The following is a 22502-nucleotide window of genomic DNA, read 5'->3' as shown; positions in this document are numbered from 1 at the left end:
GGTATGCTCTCCTTTATCACGATATCTGTAGAGTCCATACTATTCTAACACGAAATCAAGTGACTAGGCATCTTCTAGGTGACTCAACATCTCTTCTTCATCAAAAATTAAAATATCTAAGTCTTGGGCCTTGGTCAATTTACTGCCGGCATCCTCACCAGCCACGACCACATCGGTATTCTTGGAGACGGAACCGGTAACTTTCCCACCTTGACCTTCAATGAGTGCCTTGGCTTCTTGACGGCTATAGTGAGTCAGTTTACCGGTTAAGACCACAGTTTTGCCTTGCCAGAAGGAATCCACACTAGCCAGACTTTGCGGGCTAGCCCCTAGGTAGGTCATATTAACCCCTCGCTCACTCAGGCGGTTGACTAGGGCCGTCACCTCATCGTTAGCAAAGTATTCCTCCACACTGTCGGCGATGATTTCACCAATCCCGTCAATAGCAGAAATCGCCTCTCGTTCAGCGACCTGGATAGCTTCCATGGAGCCAAAGGTCATGGCAATATCGCGGGCTGCCTTAACGCCCACATGGCGGATCCCTAAGCCAAAGAGGAGCCGTTCTAAGGAATTCTCCCGGCTCTGGTCGATGGCTTGGAGGATGTTTTGAGCAGATTTTTCCTTGACCTTGTCTAGGGTCAGGAGGGTGGCTTCATCTAATTGATAGAGGTCACTAGGATCCTTGACATAACCCTTCTCGTACAATTGGGTAATTACTGCGGGGCCCACTCCGGTAATATCCATAGCGTTACGGGAAACAAAGTGGAAGAGTTTCTCCTTAGCCTGAGCCGGACAGGCGGGGTTGACACAGCGGAGGGCCACTTCATCTTCTAAGTGGACTAAGTCACTGTGACAGATGGGACAGGTTTGGGGTTCTGGATAGGGTTGACTATCAGCATCCCGGTCTTCCGTTACCACGCTGACCACTTCAGGGATAATATCCCCGGCCTTATGGATCATTACGGTGTCATGAAGGCGGATATCCTTGGCCTGGATCAGGTCCATATTATGGAGGGAAGCCCGTTGAACAGTCGATCCTGCCACCAGGACGGGATCCATGACGGCAGTAGGGGTGACTACCCCAGTCCGTCCCACTGTCCATTCAATATCCCGAATAGTGGTTTTCGCCTGTTCAGCTGGGAACTTATAGGCAATGGCCCAGCGTGGGGCCTTGACGGTGTAGCCTAATTCTTCCTGTTGGTCGAAGTCATTGACCTTGATCACAATCCCGTCAATATCATAGGCCAGGTCATGGCGAACCTGACTAACGTGTTCGACATAGTCCCAAATTTCTTCCTTACTGTGGGTCAACTTAAATTCCGGATTCACTCTGAGCCCCCACTGAGGATAGCTGGTCAATAGTTCAGATTGGCTGTTCACCCCAGCATCGGCGGGGAGGACACCGGTATAAAGGAAGACGTTAAGATTTCTCTTGGCGGTCACTTTGGGGTCTAATTGGCGGACCGAACCCGCTGCTGAGTTACGCGGATTAGCAAAGGTCGCCAGACCGGCTGCTTCTCGTTCCTCATTTAATTTAGCAAAGGAAGCCTTGGGCATATAAATTTCTCCCCGAACTTCCACATTTAAGGGTTCTTGTAAGCGGAGGGGAATGGAGGAGATGGTTTTAATGTTATTGGTAATATTTTCGCCTGTATTACCGTCGCCCCGGGTCGCTCCCCTGACCAAACGGCCGTCTTGGTAGAGAAGGGAGACAGACAGGCCGTCAATTTTCATCTCGCAGACAAACTCAGTGTCCTCTCCAAATTCCTTTTGGACCCCGTCTACCCAGGTCATTAATTCTTCCTGGCTAAAGACGTCGCCCAAGGACAGCATGGGATGGTCAAAGTGAACCTTGTCAAACTTTTCATTTAAGACATCCCCAACCCTTTGCGTGGGGGAGTCGCTTTGAATCAATTCAGGATGGCTGGCTTCCAGTTCTTCCAATTGACGGTAGGTCTTGTCATAGAGGTCATCACTGACACTGGGTTGGTCTAAGACATAATACTCATGGGCATAGTGGTTCAACTGGTCCACTAATTCTGTCATTCTTTCCTGGACCGCTTGGCTATTTTCCTGCGCTTGCTCTTCTTTTGTCACAGCGAAACCTCCTAATCTTCCTTACTAATGGGTGCAAAGGCCGCTAATAAACGCTTAATTCCCTGCCCCTTAAAGGCGATATCTAATTCTTGGTCATTGTCACTGCCGGTCACCTTGACCACAGTACCCACGCCCCATACTTTATGGCGGGCCTTATCGCCCACCTGCCATTCCACCGCTTCACTGCTCTTGGATGAGGATTGGCTGGGTTCCTTTGCAAAGATCGACCGTTTTTCTTGGGCTTTAGCAGCAGATTTTTCGACCCGATTTCTTCGATTATAGTAGGCGGGTCGGCTGGAAGAGAAGCTCCCCATTGAGAGCGGGCTATGGTCTTCCTTAGCTAAGAGTTCATCGTCAATTTCAGTAATAAAACGCGATTCTGGGTGACTCTTATGCTTACCGTAGAGCATGCGGGAGTAACTGTTGGTGAGATAGAGCTCCTCTTCTGCCCGGGTAATCCCCACATAGGCCAGACGGCGCTCTTCTTCTAATTCCTCATCGTCTTCGCTAGCCCGGGAAAGAGGGAAGATGCCCTCTTCCATTCCAATGATAAAGACGATTGGAAACTCCAAGCCCTTAGCGGCATGGAGGGTCATCAGGTTGACTTGTCCTGCTTCTTCATTGGACTCACTATCATCCAAGTCAGAAACTAGGGATAGGTCGGTAATAAAGGCTAAGAGGGCGTCATCACTAGCGTCCGCCCCAAGATCTAAGCCTAGTAAGGCCGCTTGACCCAGTCCAGCATCTAATTCTTCGGGGCTCAAGAGGGAAACTTCCCCTGCTTGGTCATCTTGACTGGAATCATCCATGATATTTATCGGTTCCACCGCATTCCCGGCTTGGTCAGTCTGGGTGATCTCTGCTAGGGCTTGACGTTGGTCGGCTTCCTTCTCCCAGCGTTCGTCAAAGGCCCGGGTCACGGAAAGGAATTCCTCGATATTTTCAATCCGGGCCGTCGCTTCCAAGGTCTTTTGGGCCTTGAGGTCAGCTAAGTAGCCCGACTTATCTAAGACCTCTTCGGTGAGGTCGGTAATAGTGAGGAATTCTCTTTGTTTTTGCAGCTTGGTCATCATGTCCGCAAATTTCTTGAGCGACTTGGCTCCTTTTCCTGAAATAGGCGCATAATCTACCTTTTGGGCGGCCTGTAAGAGGGTTAGACCGTGCTCACTAGCAAAGCGGCGTAACTTATCCAGGGTGCCTGGTCCGATCCCCCGCTTAGGCACGTTAATAATCCGGGTAAAGGAAAGGTTATCTTGGGGATTGGTCAAGAGGCGCAGGTATGCCAAGACGTCCTTAATTTCCTTACGGTCATAGAACTTGAGCCCGCCAACAATCCGGTAAGGGATATTGGCCTTGACCAGGGCTTCTTCCATGGTCCGAGACTGGGCATTGGTCCGGTAAAGGATAGCAATGTCCTTGTATTGGTAGTCCTTATCAGTGGTGGCTTGGCGGATCTTATCCAAGACATAGTGACTTTCATCTTGTTCGTTTTGGGCCCGGTAATAGTTAATCTTTCCACCGGCCTGGTTATCGGTCCAGAGCTTCTTAGCTTGGCGGTGGACATTGTTTTGAATCACTTCATTGGCCGCTTTGAGAATAGTCTTGGTGGACCGGTAGTTCTGTTCGAGGAGAATGACCTTGGCTTGGGGGTAGTCCTTTTCAAAGTTAAGGATATTCTCCATATTGGCTCCCCGCCAGCCGTAGATACTTTGGTCAGCGTCCCCAACCACACAGATATTCTTGAAGTAATCCGCTAAGAGCTTGACCAAGCGGTATTGGGCTTCATTAGTATCTTGATATTCATCCACGTGGATATAGTGGAATTTTTGTTGGTAATAAGAAAGAATCTCCGGTTGTTCCTTAAATAGGCGGACCGTCAACATAATCAAATCATCAAAATCCAAGGATTGGGCCGCTTGGAGGCCAGCTTGGTAGTCTTCATAGAGGTCAGCTACAATGTTTTCGATAAAGCCGGAGTACTCTTCCCGGTACTGTTTGGGGTCAAGTAAGTTATTTTTGGCATCAGAAATTTTACCTAAGATCATCTTAGGCTTAAATTGAGTGGTATCGAGATTGTGGTCTTTCATGATCCGCTTGATTAAACTTTGTTGTTCAGCCGGATCAGCAATGGTAAAGGACCGGGAGAGACCGATGGCTTCTGCTTCCCGGCGCAAAATCCGCACACACATGGAGTGGAAGGTACTTACCCACATGGTATCTGCGGCTTCACCGACCAGGTTTTTCACCCGTTCCTTCATTTCATTGGCCGCCTTATTGGTAAAGGTAATGGCCAAGATATTCCAAGGCCGGACCGCTTTTTCTTCTAATAAATAGGCCATGCGGTGGGTGAGGACTCGGGTTTTCCCCGATCCCGCCCCAGCCATAATTAAGAGGGGGCCTTCTGTATATTGGACTGCTGCTTTTTGTTGTGGATTGAGACCGTCGATTAATTGATTAATATGGGTCATACCAAACCTCCGTTCTGATATTCTTTAATAGTCTATCACTTCTATATCCCGCCATCAAACAGTTTCAATTTATCGAAAGTGTGTGATGAAACACTTTCTAACAGATTTCTTATAATTGAAAAAGAAGCTGAATTTTTTCAGCTTCCTTATTTCTATTTTTAATAATTAATTTGTTGCAGGATCAGTTTATTGATCCACATGCGGATATACTTATTGGCCTGGGGATAATCGCCGTCTTTGAGGGCCTGGATGAAGGGTGGGTAAATATTTTGCATGTCTTCTAACTCTGCTAAGAAGCGCTCTTCCCGTTTTTTGGCTTCATTGATATAGAGTTCATGCAGGTTTAAGACTGTATCCAGGGTCACCCGGCGGAAGTAAGCATTGGAATGATAAGAAACTAAGAGCTGGAAGAGCTTAGCCTCAGCATCATAATAGTCATTAATCTGGTCAATGGTCTTATCCCACTTTAAATGGTGGGCGATTTCGTCTAACTGCTTGGTATTTACCGTGATGCCCTTATTTTCCATTTGCTTAAAGAGGGCCGTCACCAAGAGCTCAATAAATTGGAGCCGTTCTACAATGGCCTTAGAATTAAGGGTATTCTTACAAACCACGGCCCCTTTATAGGGCTCAATTCGGACATATTTTTCCTTAGCTAGTTGGTCCAAGGCCTTGCGAATGGGGGTGCGCGACATATCCAATTGTTTAGCTAAATCATTTTCTTTTAAATGAGTTCCTGCTAACAACACGTTATTATCAATTTGTTCTTTCAAATAGCGATAAGCTTTCTCCTTATAACTCATAGACTTAGCCATTCTTGCTTCCTCCCTCGCAAACGTTAAATTTCCTTTTAATGATACCAAAAATTATTAGCTAAATATATTCCTTTTTTGGCTTAGGGATCAAATTGCATGAGACCGTAACTTTCAATTAAGTGGTTTAATTTGTCCGCATAGCCTGGATCTGTCGCATAACCAGCCTCAGCTAGGGCCTTGGTGGCCTGGCGGTAATGACGCGCTTGTCTGACACCTAGGTAGAGGTCGTGGTTCCAATCGGTGCCATTAACCATTAAATGGCCATGGTCAATCACCGCACTCTGCCAGTCAGGATAGACCTTAAAGTGATCAGTAATGGTTACCCAGCCGCCTGAACCATACTCCTGGGTCGACAGGGCTACACTGGGTTCCCCTGCACCCGCCTTACGCCCGAAAAGATTTCCATACTGGCTGGCCAACTGGCTCTTGCCAAAGTCCGATTCCAGAATGGCTTGGGCAATAACCACACTGGGGAGAACTTGGGATTGGGAATAATTCAGAGTAGCATAATTCCCAATTTGGTTGATGAAAGCAGCCTCTTGGTCACTCATTTCCTTATCCTTCCATTGGTAGGCAGAAAAATTAAAGTAAGGCAAGTAGTTATTGGCACAATAGGTCAGGCCAAGTAAAGAGAGAGCCACTAAGATGATCACAGCAACTTGCTGCCTTTTTTTCTTGGGCCAAAAGTACTTTTTAAGTTTTATCTTAGGACCTTTCTTTCTTTTACGCGCCACCGGGCCTCCCCTTTCACCTCTTAAGTCTTAATAGATGATCACTTCTACCAAAACTTATTGTTCTATCTTTAATTGTATCATTTTCCCCAGCCTAAGCCCATTAATTTCCCAAGAAGATAAAAATAGCTCAAAAAAGGAGGCTGAGATTTTTGCCCCAGTCTCCTTTTAGATTGTTTAATTTTATTAACTCGATTTATTTTGTAAATGGATTTGAGCAGTAGTGGTGCTTTGAATTTAGGCCTTAGCCATGACAAGCAAGCGATGTGAATTACCGGATAGTAGGCGATTAGCCGTACTATCCGTTTGAAGCTCGCTAGGTTCGGGAAGAAAAGTGTAGCAACGTTGCTGTCGCAACCTTGAACTATATCTCTAAGTCGCTTTGCTCCTAGAGCTATAGCTGCCCGAACCGATGCCATGGCTTTTCAAGGGCTAAAATTCAAAAGCAGAACGAATGCTCAAATCCATTTAGTAAATTTTCTTCGCTAATGCTCTTAAAATTTTCATTGCTCTTCCTTGAGGTATTCAATAATTTCGGCGCCACTCTCTTCAATGGACTTGTACTCAATGTCAATAACATGGGCGCCTAATTCTCGGTACAAGTCACTAGCCGTCACCAATTCATATTTTATCCGATCCAACTGGCTATACTTAGCATCTGATGTGAGTCCCAAATATTTCAAGCGGTTGGTTCGAATATTCATAATGTATTGGGGCGAAGCCATGAGTCCAAAGATTTTCTTAGGGTCAACTTGGTAGAGTTCTTCGGGATAGCGGACTTCTGGAATCAAGGGGTAGTTAGCCACCCGATAGCCCCGGTTGGCTAAATAGAGCGACAAAGGAGTCTTGGAAGACCGTGACACGCCCAGGATAACAATATCCGCTTGGGAGAAGGCCTTCTTGGGGTAGTTACCATCATCATACTTGATAGCAAATTCCACTGCTGACATCCGAGCCAGGTAGGCGTCATCCACCTTGCGTAAACCTCCAGCCTGTTCCTTAGGACTTAGACCAGTGGCTTGACCAATCCCCTGGATCAGCTCATGGAGGAAGTTAATATAGGTGAGTTGATGATCTTTTGCGTATTGGTGGGCAAAGCGGTCCAAGTCCTCATTAACAAAGGTGGCTGCCACAATGGCCCCTTCCGCCTTGGCATCACGAAGAATTTCACCTAATTCCTCCTGGGTTTTCACAAAGGGAAAGCGGCGTAAGTCGCTCTTCAAGTCGGGAGCGAATTGGGCTAAAGCCGCCCGGGTAACCTGTCGGGCCGTTTCACCGACAGCATCAGATATGATAAAAAATACTTGCTTGGTTTGTCTCATAAGTCCCCCTCATTCGCTAAGGTATTGACAAAAAATTCGACTAAATGGCTTTTGGTAATCTTACCAAGAACTTGGTAATCCTTACGGTTATTAACGACCGGTAAGGAGTCCACCTTATGGTCAACCAGGAGCTTACCCGCTTCCAGGACTAGGGTGTCTTTTTCCACCACCACAATATTGGGCATCCGGGTCATAATCAAGGCTACAGCAGGGGATTCTGTTTGGCTCTTAGTAGCCAAAGACCGCAATAAGTCTTTCCGAGAAACCAGCCCTTGCAGGTGTTGGTCCTCATCGGTCACATATAAAGAGCCGTTATCATAGAGAAACATGGTGGTAATGGCCTCGTAAACCGTAGTTTTGGCTGAAATATTAACCGGACTAGCCATGAGTTCCGCCACCTTAACCTCGCTCAGTTTCTGACCTAATAAGGGATCAAAACCTAGGCCGGTATAAAAGTAGCCCACTTTAGGGCGGGCATCCAAGATCCCGGTCATAGTCAGTAGGGCCAAGTCACTTCTAAGGGTGGATTTAGACAGGCCAAATTGCTTGGCAATGGCCTCTCCGCTGATGGGTTCTTGGTCTTTGACAATAGCAATGATTTGTTTTTGTCGGTCAGTGAATTGCATAGCTTACCTCTATTCTGCCAGTGAACTTGGCCCCTGATCCTATTTTTCTAGTGGTTTCCTTCTGCTTGCCGGATGGCGGACTGAGCGGCGGCTAATTGCGCCAGGGGCACCCGGTAAGGCGAACAGGATACATAGTCTAGCCCCACTTGGTCAAAGAACTGAATCGAGGCTGGATCGCCACCGAGTTCCCCACAGACCCCAATCTTGAACCCTGCTTTGGTCTGGCGGGCCTTGTCGACTGCGATTTTAACGAGGGCGCCCACCCCTTCTGGATCGATAGTTTGGAAGGGGTCTTCTTTTAGGGTACCGTCTTCTAGATACTGGTTAATAAATTTGCCCGCATCATCCCGTGAAAAGCCATAGGTCATTTGGGTCAGGTCATTGGTCCCAAAGCTGAAAAAGCCCGCCTCTTGAGCCAATTGGTCCGCAATGAAACAGGCTCTTGGAATCTCTATCATTGTACCAATTGTGTAGTCAATTGTCACATTTTCCTGGTCTAATAGTCGGTCAATGACCTGGCTGAGGCGCTTGCGCAAGGTATCTAACTCAGGCTCCACACTCACCAAAGGAATCATAATCTCTACTTGAGGATCCAGGCCTTCTTGTCTAGCGGCAATGGCCCCATAAATAATAGCTTCCACTTGACGGTCATAGAGCTCAGGATAGGTCATGGCTAAGCGGCAGCCCCGGTGGCCTAACATAGGGTTGACTTCAGCCAGTTGCACCATCCGGCTACGCAATTCTGCTTCACTGATGCCTTGGTCAGTCGCCACTTCAGCAACTTCCTGGTCACTCTTGGGCATAAATTCATGAAGAGGTGGGTCCAATAAACGGATTACCGCGGGAGCCTCTTGTGAGAGTTGGAAAATCCTGGTAAAGTCTTCCACCTGGTAGTCACGGATCTTCTCCAGGGCAGCCTGGCGTTGACCCTCATCAACTGAGAGAATAAAGCGGCGGATCTCCCGTAGACGCTCAGCCTTAAAGAACATGTGCTCGGTCCGGACTAGACCAATCCCATCCGCTCCAAAGCTGAAGCCGGTTTGAATATCTTCAGGGGTTTCAGCATTCATTCGTACCTTGAGACGGCTATATTTTCTGGCCCAGTCCATCATCTTTTGGTAGTTTTCGTCAGTGTTTGAGAGAGCGGTAGGAATTTCGCCCAGATAGAGTTTCCCCTGGCTACCGTCCACAGAGATGGTATCACCTTCCTGTAATTGGCCGCCTGGGTAGTGAACCACTTTGGCCGCTTCATCAATGGTCAAGTCGCTACAGCCACTGACACAGCATTTCCCCATGCCCCGGGCCACCACCGCGGCATGGGAGGTCATCCCCCCATGGGCAGTGACAATGGCTTCTGATGCAGACATGCCTTCAATGTCTTCTGGGGAGGTTTCATTGCGCATGAGGATGACTTTTTTACCCGCTGCTTGCCATTCTTTGGCCTTTTGGGCAGTAAAGACAATTTGTCCTGACCCGGCTCCCGGACTGGCTGCCAAACCGAGGCTTGAGAAGACCTCTGCTTGGGCGAGGGCTTGGGGATCAAAGGAAGGATGGAGCAATTGGTCAATCATCGATGGTTCAATCCGCAAAAGGGCCTCTTTTTCATCGATCAGGTCTTCTTCTACCATGTCGACGGCAATCTTAACAGCAGCCTTAGCCGTCCGTTTACCGTTCCGAGTTTGGAGGAAGTAAAGTTTACCTTTTTCAACAGTAAATTCAATGTCCTGCATGTCATGGTAGTAACCTTCCAATTGCTTAGCCAGGTCATGAATTTCTTGGTAAATTTCAGGCATGTCTGCCTTCAAGTCTTCAATGACCTCTGGTGTACGAATGCCGGCAACCACATCTTCCCCTTGAGCATTGACCAAGTATTCGCCGAAGAGCTTGCTTTCCCCGGTGGCGGGATTACGGGTGAAGAGAACCCCGGTCCCACTATCTTGGCCACTATTACCAAAGACCATTTCCTGAATATTGACCGCAGTTCCGAGATCATGTGGGATGTGATTCATCTCCCGGTAGACCCGAGCCCGGTGGTTGTTCCAGGACTTAAAGACCGCTTTAACAGCTTCATAGATCTGGGTCTTAACATCTTGGGGGAAGTCAAAGCCTAGTTGGTCTTGGTAAACCTTTTTGTAGGCGGTCACTAATGCTTTCAAGTGGCCTACCTTTAATTCATAGTCAAAGCGAACTTGGGCCTTAGTTTTTTCTTGGGCCAAGTGCTCCTCAAAAAATTGACTGTCCAAGCCGTAGACCACATTGCCATACATTTGCAAGAGACGGCGGTAGCAGTCATAGGCGAAGCGCTCATCTTGGGTGATTTGGGCCAGGCTTTCCACATTGCGGTCATTCAGGCCCACATTGAGAATGGTATCCATCATCCCTGGCATGGATTCTCTGGCCCCGGACCGTACCGACACCAAGAGTAAGTTCTCAGGATCATTAAAGGCTTTATTAGTAACACTTTCCAGGTCAGCTAGCGCTTGGTCAATAGCCGCTATGACTGGATCACTTAATTCTTCACTGTCTTCCTGGGCTAAGTAATCTAGGCAGGCCTCAGTGGTCAGGGTAAATCCCTTAGGAACAGGAAAACCCAGCCGGGTCATTTCCGCCAGGTTGGCCCCCTTACCTCCCAAGAGATCACGCATCTTGGCAGACCCCTGGTTAAAAGCATAAATCACTTGTTTCATTGGACTTCCTCCTTTATAAGACGGCTTATTAGAATATTTAAAGTGTACTATTAGATTATATAGTGCATCATATATGAATAGCAAGCGCTTTCTTATTAAGAAATCCTTAATTTGGGGTCTGAAAACATGGTTATTCTATCTTTGTTGTTGAGCTGTTATTAAAAATTTTATTTTGACAAATAGCTTTGAGCAGGAGTGGCGCTTTGAATTGGTCATTAGCCATGAACGAGCAAGCGAAGCGAATTATGTCTCGTAGGCGTCAGCCGTACGAGACATTTGAGTCTCGCTAGGTGAGAGACCTTGTGCTCGAGCCGGTGCCATGGCTTTTCAATGACCAAATTCAAAAGCAGAACGCATGCTCATCAAGGCTTTTTATAAAAAAATAAAACCCTTAGTCACTATGACACTTGTCAGAGCGGCTAAGGGTTTATGCTAGGTCTTTATTGTTTAAGGAAGGGTTTAAGCTCCCAGGTAGGCTTTTTGGACCACTTCAGAAGATAGGAGTTCTTTTCCGGTTCCGGAAGCGGTAATTTTACCCACTTCGAGGACGTGGGCGTGGTCAGAGATTTCTAAGGCCGCCTTAGCGTTCTGTTCGATCAGTAAGACGGTGGTATTCAACTCACTATTAATGGTTTGAATAATTTCAAAAATTTGTTGGATGTAAATCGGCGCTAGACCCATGGAGGGTTCATCTAAGAGCAAGAGCTTGGGACGCGCCATGAGGGCCCGAGCCATAGCCAGCATTTGTTGCTCCCCACCGGATAAAGTTGCCGCGTCCTGGTTGAAACGTTCCTTAAGAATTGGAAAATAATCAAAATAACGTTCCATATCGCTGGCTAAGTTATCCCGGTCCTTACGGGTATAGGCTCCCATCAGTAGATTTTCCTTAACGGACATACCGCTAAAGACATGGCGGCCTTCAGGAACTTGGGAGACCCCAGCTTGGACAATTTGGGCACAGGACTTGGTTTGTAAGGGTTCATGGTTGTAGAGAATTTCCCCTTGGCTGGGTTTCAAGAGTCCAGAAATCGTCTTTAAAATAGTCGACTTTCCAGCCCCATTGGCCCCGATCAGAGAAACAATTTCCCCTTCATTAACGGTAAAGGAAATGCCCTTGATAGCTTGGATCATCCCATAGGCAACCTTGATATTTTTGATTTCTAACATGAACTAGGCACCTCCTAGGTAGGCTTCGATAACTTTCGGATTGCTTTGAATTTCGCTTGGTGTCCCTTCAGCGATCACTTTCCCATATTCCAAAACATAGATCCGTTCACAAATATCCATCACCAAAGACATGTCGTGTTCGATAAGAACAACAGAAATTCCAAATTCTTTTTGAATCTTACGGATGGTTTGTTTCAAGTCTGTGGTTTCATTAGGGTTCATCCCTGCGGCTGGTTCATCTAAGAAAAGGATCTTGGGTTCAGTCGCCAAGGCCCGAACGATTTCCAAAGCCCGTTGCTGCCCATAAGGGAGGTTCTTGGCTTTTTCATTGGCGTAGCCTTCCAGACCAAAGATGGCTAATAATTCCATTCCTTTGGCATAGAGGGCATCACGGTTTTGATAGTACTTAGGCGTTCTCAAAAGACTGTGCCAGACCCCTACCCCGCGTTTGTTGTGCATGGCAATGAGGACATTGTCCAAGACCGAACGGTTGGCGAAGAGACGAATATTTTGGAAGGTCCGGGCCACCCCCATTTCATTAATCTTATCTGGGCGTTGACCAGCTAGGGACTGACTACCTTGGTCGGTTTCTAAGTCAATCGACCCAGAAGTCGGTGCATAAACCCCAGTAATCAAGTTAAATAGGGTGGTTTTTCCGGCCCCATTAGGACCAATCAAACCGATCAATTCATCCGCTTCCACAAGGATACTGACATCGGAAACGGCGGTTAGGCCCCCAAAGGACTTGCTGAGATGGCTTAAGCTTAAGATACTCATACTATTGGTCCTCACTTTCTTCTTTGGCTACGGCTTGTGATTGCCCTCGTTTGCGGTTAAAGAGCTTGGAGAATTGGAATTCATATTCACCCATTAACCCCGATGGCTTGAAGATCATGATTAAGATCAAAGCGGCGGCATAGAGAATGGGACGAACTTGACCAAAAGGCGCTAGGAAGGTATTCAATAGCCCCAATAAGATGGAAGCCACGAAGCTCCCGGAAATGGACCCAATCCCACCAAATACTACGATAACTAAGATATCGATGGATTTTTGGAAGGTAAACTGACTAGGGTTAATCACCCCAAAGTAAGAAGCATAGAGGGTCCCAGCAATACTTGCGGTCACCGCTCCGATGACAAAGGCCAGGGTCTTATAGGTGGTCGTGTGGATCCCCACTGATTCCGCTGCAATTTCATCTTCCCGCACAGCAATGGTGGCCCGACCGGGACTGGAATAAATGTAGTTAACCACTAGTAGGGTAGTAATCACCACAAAAACATACATGGTAATCCAGGTCACGTGACGGGGAACACCAGAAATCCCGGCGGCCCCATTGGTAATCTCTAAGTTCATAATGGTAATCCGGATAATTTCAGAAACCCCTAGCGTAGCAATGGCCAAGTAGTCGCCCCGTAAACGCAGGGTAGGAATCCCTACGATTAAGGCCACGACTGCAGTCACTACCATACCAGCTAGTAAACCGGCTAAGAAGCCGGCTTGGCCAGGGATCTCTTGGGAAACGATGGCTCCCACATAGGCCCCGATTGCCATAAAACCAGCATGCCCTAGGGAGAACTGGCCAGCGTAACCAACCACTAAGTTGAGCCCCACAGAAAGAATAATATTAATAGCAATATTCATAATAATGTTTTGGGTGTAGGCCGAAACTAAACCAGCAATGTAAGACGCTGCCATTAAGACAAAGCCAAGCACGATGACACCAATCCAAGCTAAAGTAGTCTTGGTGAAAAACTGATTGAACCAAGAAGTTTTGTTTTCTTTCATCTTTGCCACCTACACTTTCTCTACTTGCGGTTTACCGAGCAAGCCGGTTGGTTTGACCAGTAAAATAATAATCAAAATAATATAAACTGCGGCGTCTTTCCAGGTGGAGAGACCGATCATGGAGACGAAGGTTTCTACAATACCAATGATTAAGCCGCCTAGAACGGCACCAGGAATGGATCCGATTCCCCCAACAACAGCTGCAACAAAGGTCTTAGTCCCAATATTGACACCCATTAGTGGTGAAATGGAATTATAGTAAATCCCTACTAACACCCCTGCTGCACCTGCTAAGGCTGAACCAATTAAGAAGGTAAAGGAAATAATAGTGTTAGCATTAATCCCCATCAATTGAGCAGCATCTGGGTCGACCGAAACCGCCCGCATGGCTTGGCCTAACTTGGTCTTTTGTACGATCACTTGTAAAGCAATCATTAAAACAATAGTTACCGCTAAGATCAGAATTTGTTGGGAGTTAATGGTAAAGGCCCCCAATTGTAGGGACCAGTCAGGCAGATCTGCTGGAAAAGCTCGTACTTCAGGCCCTCTGAGAAAGATCATCACATTTTGTAGGAGCATGGATACCCCAATTGCCGTTATCAAAGCGGCAATCCGGGTTGCCCCACGCAAGGGTTTATAAGCCACCCGCTCAATAATAACCCCTAATACAGCAGTAAATAACATGGCTAAAATTAAAGCCGGGAAAACACCCATTCCGACATTAGTAATCAAGGTGAAACCGACAAAGGCCCCCACCATATAAATATCCCCATGGGCAAAGTTAATCAAACCAATAATCCCATAAACCATGGTATAACCCAAGGCCATCAAGGCATAGATGCTTCCTAGCGCCACGCCATTGATTAATTGTTGAATGACATTATTCACACTTCTCACTCCATCCTATTTCAATAATTTTTAGACCTAGATATAAAAATTTCGCTTTAAAGCCCTTACATCCTATTAACAAACAGTAAGCAGAGTCATCCCTTGGACAACTCTGCTTGCTTTAATTTTTAAATATTAAACTTTTTCACTATTTAACCGCTTCGATGGCTTGAGAACCAACCACTTGGCCGTCTTTTACCTCTTGGATAAAGACAGTCTTAGACGGATTGTGTTTTTCATCCATGGAGAAGTTCCCAGTGACTCCAGTAAAGTCCTTGGTTTCAGCCAAAGCTTTTTGGACCGCTTCACCGTCCGTAGTGCCTGCACGTTCGATCGCGTCAAAGGCCAGGTTAGCTGCATCATAAGCTAGGGCTGAGAACATATCTGGTTCCGATTGGTAGGTTTCCCGATACTTAGCTAAGAAATCTTTGACTTCTTGAGGAGAGTCTTCGTTTTCAACGAAGTGGGCCGCATAGTAAATGTTATCCCAGTTTTCTTCCCCCGCTAAGTTAATAATTTCCTTATTCCCAAAGCCGTCTGGACCAAGAATTGGCAGGTCAATGCCCATTTCGCGCGCTTGTTTAATAATTGGACCAGCTTCTTCATAATAACCAGCAACGAAGATCACTTGGGCATCTGAATTCTTAATATTGCTCAAAATACTGTTAAAGTCAGATTCCTTAGCCACATAGGATTCTTCCCGAACCACTTCACCATCAAAGTGCTTGTGGAATTCGTCAGATAGGTTTTGACCGTAGTCAGAAGAATTATCCTTGATGATCGCTGCCTTAGTATAGCCTTCCTTGTTAGAGAATTCCGCTAAGGAGCCCCCTTGCAAGGAATCTTGGAAGCAAATTCTAAAGATATAATCCAAGACATTGCCCTCTTGGTCAAGGGTAATATTATCAGCAGTGGCAGTTGCTGAAATCAAAGGGGTCTTGGCCCGGGTTACCGTTGAAATCGTCGCTTCAGTATTATTGGTGGTAGAAGGTCCAATAATTACTGCCGCGTTTTCATCAACGAGTTTTTCCGCACCAGAAACCGCTTCTTCAGTCGTGGACTTATTATCATATTCTAAGTAGTTGATCTTCTTATCGAGAAGGCCGCCAGCTTGATTTTTTTCATCTACGGCGAGCTTGATCGCATTGTTCTGTACAACACCATAAGCAGAAACATTGCCCGATAACTCCCAGTTCCCCCCAATACGAATTTCATCTGCATTTTCAGCGGATTGATTAGTCGTTTCAGTCAAGGAACCCGAACCGCAGCCGGCTAAGGCCATGACACTCCCCAATGTCACAAAGGCTTTCAACCATTTCTTATTCATGCTAACTCCTCCTCATTAAAATTTGACAAAAGAATAAGTATTCAATTGCTGATACTCAATATTCTAAAATAGTCTGACAATTCTGTCAAACACTTTTTAGCTTTTTTGAAATTATTTATCAAACTTTGGCGAGGACCAATAAACTTAGCTATATAATAAAGACTCTTTATGTTTAATTTTCAATGAACAAAGTCTAATTTAAAAATTCTTGGATTAAAAGAATTATTTAACCACTTCAGTATCGACCACTTGGCCACCTTGAAGTTCTTGGACAAAGACTTCTTTGACTGGGTTATGATCTTTATCAAAGGAGAATTTACCAGTCACCCCTTGGAAGTCCTTGGTTTCAGCTAAGGCTTTTTGAACCGCTTCGCTATCTGTTGAACCTGCTTTTTCCATGGCTTGGGCGATTAAGTTGGTTGCATCATAAGCTAAAGCAGCAAAGTGGTCAGGTGAAGTCCCGTAAGCATCTTCATATTTCTTGATGAATTCTTTGACGTTTTCAGGTGAATCTTCATTATGGGAGAAGTGGGTCACGAAGAAGACATCATGGGCATTTTCCGGACCAGCTAAATCGATGAGTTTTTGGTTACCAAAGCCATCAGGTCCTAAGACTGCTGCATTCACACCCATTTCCCGTAATTGTTTGATGATTAATCCACCTTCTTGGTAGTAACCAGCGATAAAGACGACATCAGGTGAATTTTGTTTTAAGTTGGTTAAGAGGGCCTTAAAGTCAGTATCCCCACTGGTGTAGGACTCTTCACCAACCACTTGACCGCCATGCTCTTCAAAGGAAGCCTTGAAGTCATTAGCCACGTTTTGACCATAGTCAGAGGAGTTATCTTTTAGGACAGCAACCTTCTTCCAACCCTTTTGAGCGGCATACTTCCCTAATTCCTTACTTTGGTAAGCATCTTCGAAACAAGTTCTAAAGACGTAGTCGTAGAGGTTACCGCTATCATCGAGGGTCAAGCCATTCCCAGTGGCTGCAGGCGCTACCATCGGCACCTTAAATTGTTGGGCCACTGGAATTTGTGCTTCACAGTTTCCTGTAGTGTCTGAACCTACCAGAACATTAACGCCTTCTTGTTCCACTAAGCGGGTGGCTTGGGAAGTGGATTCAGCATTGTCTGACTTGTTATCGGCACTGACATATTCCACCTTCTTGCCTAAGACCCCGCCATTATCGTTGAGGTTTTTAACGGCCACTTTCACCCCATTGTCGTGAGGTGTTCCGTAGGCAGAATATTGACCAGATAAGGACCAGTTCCCACCAATCTTCACCACATCACTGTTAGCAGAATCATTCTTAGCGGTCTCGGTCATCGATCCACAAGCCCCTAGCATTAAAGCAGTTCCAAATAAGGCGGCTAATTTCTTCATTTTTTTCTTCATCTTTAAAACCCTTTCTCAAGTATTGCTCACGGCAATTTCCTTAGAATCATCAAACGCTGATTTGTTGGCCAACAGAGAAGCGTTACATAACAATTATTTCAAGTCAGCAGCCATAGAAAAAGCCACCCATCTTAGAATGAATGGGTGGCTTTATTGTTTATCCAAGTCCCATTCATTTTAACAAGCACGAATAGGACTTAGTCTGTTTTTTATTGAAACAGCGTTAAGCCCTGGTATTAATAATAATAATAATTGCTTGATGGGAGCTAAACATGGATAAACTTCCTTTCGAAATAATCTTGAACTTATTCTAGCAGGGCTTTCCATAGAAAGCAAGCCCTTTTGTGATAATTGTCTGAATTTTTGAAATATTGGCTAATTAAAAGATATAAAGAATATTTAAACGGACTTTGGCAAGCGCGCTAAAGGTCCCTCAATAAATAGGGTCGGGCTTTCTTTTTGCGATTAATATTGAGGAATTAAAAAAGAGCCTGGGACAAAGGTCCCAGGCTCCTTTTAAAACACGTACTATCTATTCAAAACGTGCTCCAAAAGTCAGCCCTGACGTCCACTTCATACAGGGTGTGAGACTAGGCATTTAGACTTGGATGATTGGAGCAAGTCAGAATAAAAGCGAAGTATTCGCTTGTTTCTGACTTGGGAAATCACTCCAAGTCTGCCAAGTCGAACCCAACTACGAACTATGTGCGATAGTTTTGCAACTATCTACCATAGTTCGCTCCAGTTGCTATAGCTGTTCGAAGCGCAAGCGAGTTACAGATATAGTATGCGAAGCGGTTCAGGGCTCTTTTGACTTTTGTCACACTCTCTTAATTTCACTTGGAAATCTAGGGTTCAATTGGCGTGGTGTCAACAATTTCGCCGTGGTCTACCTTTTGAACATAGGCGGTCTTAATCGGATTATGTTGGTCGTTGATGGTGAAGTTCCCGGTAATCCCTGAGAAGTCCTTGGTTTCTGCTAGGGCTTGGTTGACGGCCTTGCTATCTACCGATTGGGCCCGTTCAATGGCGTCAAAGGCTAAACGCGCCCCATCATAGGCCAAAGCAGCAAACATATCGGGCGCATGACCAAATTTTTCCTGGTAGGCCTCCATAAATTTCTTCAGTTCTGGACTAGGATCATTGGTGGTGTAGTGGGCTGTGTAATAGACATTAGTCATATTTTGCTTACCAGCCAGATCAATAATCTCTTGGTTACCAAAGCCATCCGGCCCTAGAATAGCCGCCTGAACCCCTTGCTCCCTAGCTTGTTTAATCAAGGGCCCAGCTTCTTCATAGTAACCAGCCACAAAAATCACATCTGGTTCCTGCGCTTTCAAGCGAGTTACCAGGGAGTTGAAGTCGGTATCCTTAGCATTATAAGCTAATTCATCGACAACCTCACCTTGGAAATACTTCTTAAATTCATTGGTCAAGTTTTGCCCATAGTCGGTCGAATTGTCCCGGATTAAAACGGCTTTCTTAAACTGGTTATCATTAGAAAACTTAGCCAAGGCTTGCCCTTGGAAGGCGTCTTGGAAGCAAACCCGGAAAACATTGTTTAAAACCTTGCCAGAACTATCAGTAGTCAAGCTGTCGCCGGTTGCCATAGGTGCGATCACAGGCAAGGAGGAGGCGCTTGAAATCTGCGCTTCCATTAATCCGGTGGTGGCTGGGCCAATGATTAAGGCCGCTTGGTCATTAGAGATTAACCGCGAAGTATTGGCCGTGGTTTCTTCACTAGTAGACTTATTGTCCAAAGACACGTATTCCACTTGTTTGCCAAGTATTCCGCCCGCCTGGTTGACCTGGTCGACGGCTAATTCCACCCCTTCATTTCCTGGACTACCATAGCCTGCTGTGGCACCGGAGAGTTCCCAGTTACCGCCAATCTTAATCACATCTGCTTGGTTATTAGCCTTTTCCTGAGTTTGGGTTAAAGACCCGCAAGCAGTCATCATTAAGCAGGAGACGGCCAGGGCCAACCCCTTTAAATTGCGCTTGATCTTCATAGCTCATCCTCCTTTTCTCTAATAATTAATTATTAAATATCAGACAATTCTGTCTTTAATTTATTTTTTATTGTATTTTATTTACCTATCCCTGTCAATAATATTTTATAGGTTGCAATTTAAACAAAAAAGAGCTGAGACAAAAATCTCAGCTCATAACATGTGACTGTCACACTCTATTCAAACGTGTTCCGGGTGCAGATCGATCTCCACTTCACTAAAGTGCAAGAAATTCTTTTCAAGAATTTTTGCTCTTTAGCTCCAGTTGCTATAGCTGTTCGAAGCGAAGCGAGTTACAGATATAGTATGCGTAGCTCTATCGATCTTTGGTGCACCCGTCACACTTTCCTCTTCTATTCTACTCCTTTGAGTGCTTCTACCATGTCGACGTGTTTGAGTTTGATATGCATGATTCCCATAACTATCAGGGTGAAGAGATAGGTTAGGGCAATGGAATAGAGGTAGGAGGTCCAGTGGATGGTGTGTGGGAAGATTAAGTTATCTACTTCCACGGTTTTTAGGATATAACCCGTCAGACCATAGCCCATCAAGAGACCAAAGAGAATGCCTGCTGTGGTGAGCAGGAGGGTTTCCCTAAAGATATACATGGTCACTTCGCCGGGATAGGCCCCGAGGACCTTGATGGTGGATAGCTCTCGAATCCGCTCCGACACATTGATATTAGTTAAGCTATAGAGCACTATGAAGGCTAGGAGTGCAGCAGCAATAATAAGAATTAAAGTCACCACATTCAAGCTTTCAATGGTGTCATTAAAGGCATCACGGAGGCTTTGACTAGCGTAAGCAGCCAGGATATGGTCGGTATTTTGTAAGTCTTCCAAGACCTGCCCTTGGCTGGCTGACTGACTTAATTGGATTTGCCCCATATTAGGCGCCGGTAAATCCTTGGCAATCAGATTCTTATAGGTGTTCTCATTGATAAAGCAATCATGGAAGATATAGGACTCCACAATCCCTCCAACCGGCAGACTAATCGTTTGCCCGGATTCATTGGCTAATTCAATACTGTCTCCTTCAGAAAGGTCTAGCAAGCGGGCTAATTTTTGACTAATTAAAGCTTCGTTATCCTTTAAATCGTAGGATTTCGATGGGTCATCGACAGCATTAAAGGCGTAAAAGTCATGGTAAGGACTATCGTTATTAAAGACCCGGAGGCGAACGGTTTGGGTATTGATGTTCGGATCAGTGGTTTCCAGGTTCGTGGTATAGGAATGGAGGACTTGGTCGACGCCATCAGTTGCTTCCACCGCTTCCCGGACAGCTTGGTTGTCTTCCGCATTTAAATCATTAGCGTATTGAGCCACCACATCATAGGATTCAATTACGGTATATTGGCGGTCAGCTAGACCAGAAATGGAGTCAGAAATCCCAAAACCAGTCAAGACCAAGGCGGTACTCCCGGCCACCCCAATCACCGTCATCAAGTTCCGTCCCTTATAACGGAAGAGGTTACGGAGGGTAATCTTCATCGAGAAGTTGAGATGACCCCAGAACCAGCGCCATTTCTCTAAGAGGATGTGCTCCCCTTGCTTAGGTGGTTTGGGCCGCATCAATTGGGCGGCATTCTCTTGGAGTAAGTGGCTGGTAGTGAAAATCGCCGGTCCCACCGTGGTTAGGAGGGCAATCCCCAAAGCCAGGAAGATATCCTTGAGGTAGAAACCATATTGGATGTCTGGCAGGGTGTACATCATCCGGTAAGCATTGTAGATAATGTTAGGGAAGAGAAAGTTCCCAATCCCTACCCCAATCACTGTTCCTAAGAGGCTGGCTAGGCTGGCATAGAGAAGAAACTGCATAGCAATATCGCCTGACCCATAGCCAATCGCCTTCATGGTCCCCACTTGTGAGCGTTGCTCGTCCACCATCCTTGACATGGAGGTGTAGGAAACGAGAGCTGCCACTAAGAAGAAGATCCAAGGAAAGACTTGGGCGATGGCAGAAATCCGTTCGGCATTATCCCCATATTCACTAATCCCAGATAAGGCGCTCCGGTCGTTGACCAGGTAAGTCGGCGCTTGAAGTTCTTCTAGCTGTTTGGCTTGTTCGTCTAAGTCTTTGTTTTTTTGGCCGAGCTCTTCCTTAGCTGATTCCATTTGCTCTTGGCCTTTTGAAAGCTTATCCTTTTCCTGGTTGAGCCGGTCTTGGTTGGCTTGGAATTGGCCAGCAACTTGGCCTAAACCAGCATCCTCCAGGCTCATTCCCGCAGGCAGTTGACTCTTGACCCCTTGGACTTCTTGGTCCAAACGCCCTTGGGCTTGGTCTAAAGCCGACTTAGACTGGTCAAGTTCATTCTTTTTCGTGTTTAAGTCATCCTGGGCCTGATTAAGCTGGTCTCGGCCCTGGTCAATGGCTTCTTGCCCATCACTTTTTGCTTGTTCCAGTAGACTTGCAGGCCGGTCTTCAACCGCTGCTTCAACCTCAGCTTTTTTATCAGCAACCAGATGGTCGTAGTCCTCACTATAAGCCTGATAGGGACGGGCTTTAGGGATGCGGATAGAAATGGCTGAGTCGTATTCACCTTCAAAGGCATCCGGACTCACCACCGCAAAGGCATCCAAAGCGCCGTCTCCAATGCTAGTTTGTCCCCGGATTAACTTATCAATATACATGGGAGAATCGACAAAGCCAACCACCGTGAAGCTATCCTGCTTAAGGTGAGGGGCCTTGTCATCATCAGACTTACCCACTTGGTTGAAAGTGATGGTATCCCCAATACCAATGTCGACCTGGTTTTCAGCGACCAACATATGGTCAAGGGCGATCTCTTGGTCATTTTCAGGCAAGCGGCCTTCCTTCACCTTGAAATGGTTAACTTCTGCGTCTAAGGCATTGAAATTTGGGAAGATCCGATAAAGCAGTTCCGAGTCTTGGGACTGACGGTCGACCGTCTTATAAGACAAGCTATCGATCCCATCCACCCTTTCCAAAGCTTCCTTATCTTCTGGACGGATCCCCCAGGTGGATTGGAGGGAAAGGTCTTCTAAGTAATAATCGTCATAATATTGGCTGGAAGTGTTTAACATATTTGGCGCTGCGGCCCGGATTCCCACAAAGAAACCCGTCCCCAATAGAATAATGCCAAAGAGGGCTAGGAAGCGTGCCCAGGAATTTCTAATCTCCCGCCAAGCGTTCTTCCATAAAGCTGTTTTCTTCATGC

15 protein-coding genes are annotated in these 22502 nt (G+C 46.1%); all 15 read right to left on the bottom strand.

From position 1 onward, the window contains the following. Positions 1-63: 63 nt before the first annotated feature. The gene (gene ligA / locus AWM73_RS00285; protein WP_060779035.1) at positions 64-2046 is read right to left on the bottom strand and encodes an NAD-dependent DNA ligase LigA; all 1983 of its coding nucleotides are present in this window, start codon (positions 2044-2046) and stop codon (positions 64-66) included. Positions 2047-2108: 62 nt separating this feature from the next. Continuing rightward, positions 2109-4565 carry a UvrD-helicase domain-containing protein gene (locus AWM73_RS00280; RefSeq protein WP_060777537.1) on the bottom strand — a complete coding sequence of 819 codons (2457 nt, stop codon included), beginning with the start codon at positions 4563-4565 and terminating at the stop codon, positions 2109-2111. A gap of 158 nt (positions 4566-4723) precedes the next feature. Continuing rightward, a complete protein-coding gene (locus AWM73_RS00275) occupies positions 4724-5380 on the bottom strand; it encodes a GntR family transcriptional regulator (RefSeq protein ID WP_060777536.1) in 657 nt (218 codons plus the stop codon). 80 nt (positions 5381-5460) lie between these two features. After that, positions 5461-6114 (bottom strand): glycoside hydrolase family 73 protein, encoded by a 654-nt coding sequence (locus AWM73_RS09105; RefSeq protein WP_060777535.1) that lies wholly within the window; start codon positions 6112-6114, stop codon positions 5461-5463. 500 nt (positions 6115-6614) lie between these two features. Beyond that, positions 6615-7433 carry a pyruvate, water dikinase regulatory protein gene (locus tag AWM73_RS00265; protein WP_060777534.1) on the bottom strand — a complete coding sequence of 273 codons (819 nt, stop codon included), beginning with the start codon at positions 7431-7433 and terminating at the stop codon, positions 6615-6617. Next, positions 7430-8059: a helix-turn-helix transcriptional regulator gene (locus tag AWM73_RS00260; RefSeq protein WP_060777533.1), complete on the bottom strand. Its 630-nt coding sequence runs from the start codon at positions 8057-8059 to the stop codon at positions 7430-7432. The genes AWM73_RS00265 and AWM73_RS00260 overlap by 4 nt, the downstream gene beginning before the upstream one ends. Before the next feature lie 47 nt (positions 8060-8106). After that, complete coding sequence (ppdK, locus tag AWM73_RS00255; protein ID WP_060777532.1) at positions 8107-10746, bottom strand: pyruvate, phosphate dikinase; 2640 nt, start codon at positions 10744-10746, stop codon at positions 8107-8109. 459 nt (positions 10747-11205) lie between these two features. After that, positions 11206-11913 carry an ABC transporter ATP-binding protein gene (locus AWM73_RS00250; protein ID WP_060777531.1) on the bottom strand — a complete coding sequence of 236 codons (708 nt, stop codon included), beginning with the start codon at positions 11911-11913 and terminating at the stop codon, positions 11206-11208. Between the two features lie 3 nt (positions 11914-11916). Continuing rightward, positions 11917-12690 carry an ABC transporter ATP-binding protein gene (locus AWM73_RS00245; RefSeq protein WP_060777530.1) on the bottom strand — a complete coding sequence of 258 codons (774 nt, stop codon included), beginning with the start codon at positions 12688-12690 and terminating at the stop codon, positions 11917-11919. Between the two features lies 1 nt (position 12691). Next, a complete protein-coding gene (locus AWM73_RS00240) occupies positions 12692-13699 on the bottom strand; it encodes a branched-chain amino acid ABC transporter permease (RefSeq protein WP_060777529.1) in 1008 nt (335 codons plus the stop codon). Between the two features lie 9 nt (positions 13700-13708). Continuing rightward, the gene (locus AWM73_RS00235; protein ID WP_076340191.1) at positions 13709-14587 is read right to left on the bottom strand and encodes a branched-chain amino acid ABC transporter permease; all 879 of its coding nucleotides are present in this window, start codon (positions 14585-14587) and stop codon (positions 13709-13711) included. A 148-nt stretch (positions 14588-14735) separates the two neighbouring features. Next, the gene (locus AWM73_RS00230) at positions 14736-15914 is read right to left on the bottom strand and encodes an ABC transporter substrate-binding protein (protein ID WP_060777528.1); all 1179 of its coding nucleotides are present in this window, start codon (positions 15912-15914) and stop codon (positions 14736-14738) included. 222 nt (positions 15915-16136) lie between these two features. Beyond that, on the bottom strand, positions 16137-17312 hold the full coding sequence (locus tag AWM73_RS00225; RefSeq protein WP_060777527.1) for an ABC transporter substrate-binding protein: 1176 nt from the start codon (positions 17310-17312) through the stop codon (positions 16137-16139). 848 nt (positions 17313-18160) lie between these two features. Next, positions 18161-19324, bottom strand: a complete 1164-nt coding sequence (locus tag AWM73_RS00220) for an ABC transporter substrate-binding protein (protein WP_060777526.1) — start codon at positions 19322-19324, stop codon at positions 18161-18163. Between the two features lie 353 nt (positions 19325-19677). Continuing rightward, positions 19678-22500, bottom strand: coding sequence for an FtsX-like permease family protein (locus AWM73_RS00215; protein ID WP_060777525.1), 2823 nt, complete (start codon positions 22498-22500; stop codon positions 19678-19680). Positions 22501-22502: the final 2 nt, after the last annotated feature.

Origin of the sequence: Aerococcus urinae (assembly GCF_001543175.1) — a bacterium.
Classification (GTDB): Bacteria; Bacillota; Bacilli; order Lactobacillales; family Aerococcaceae; genus Aerococcus; species Aerococcus urinae.
Note: the sequence above shows the minus strand (reverse complement) of the source record. Positions and strands in the feature narration are given on the sequence as shown.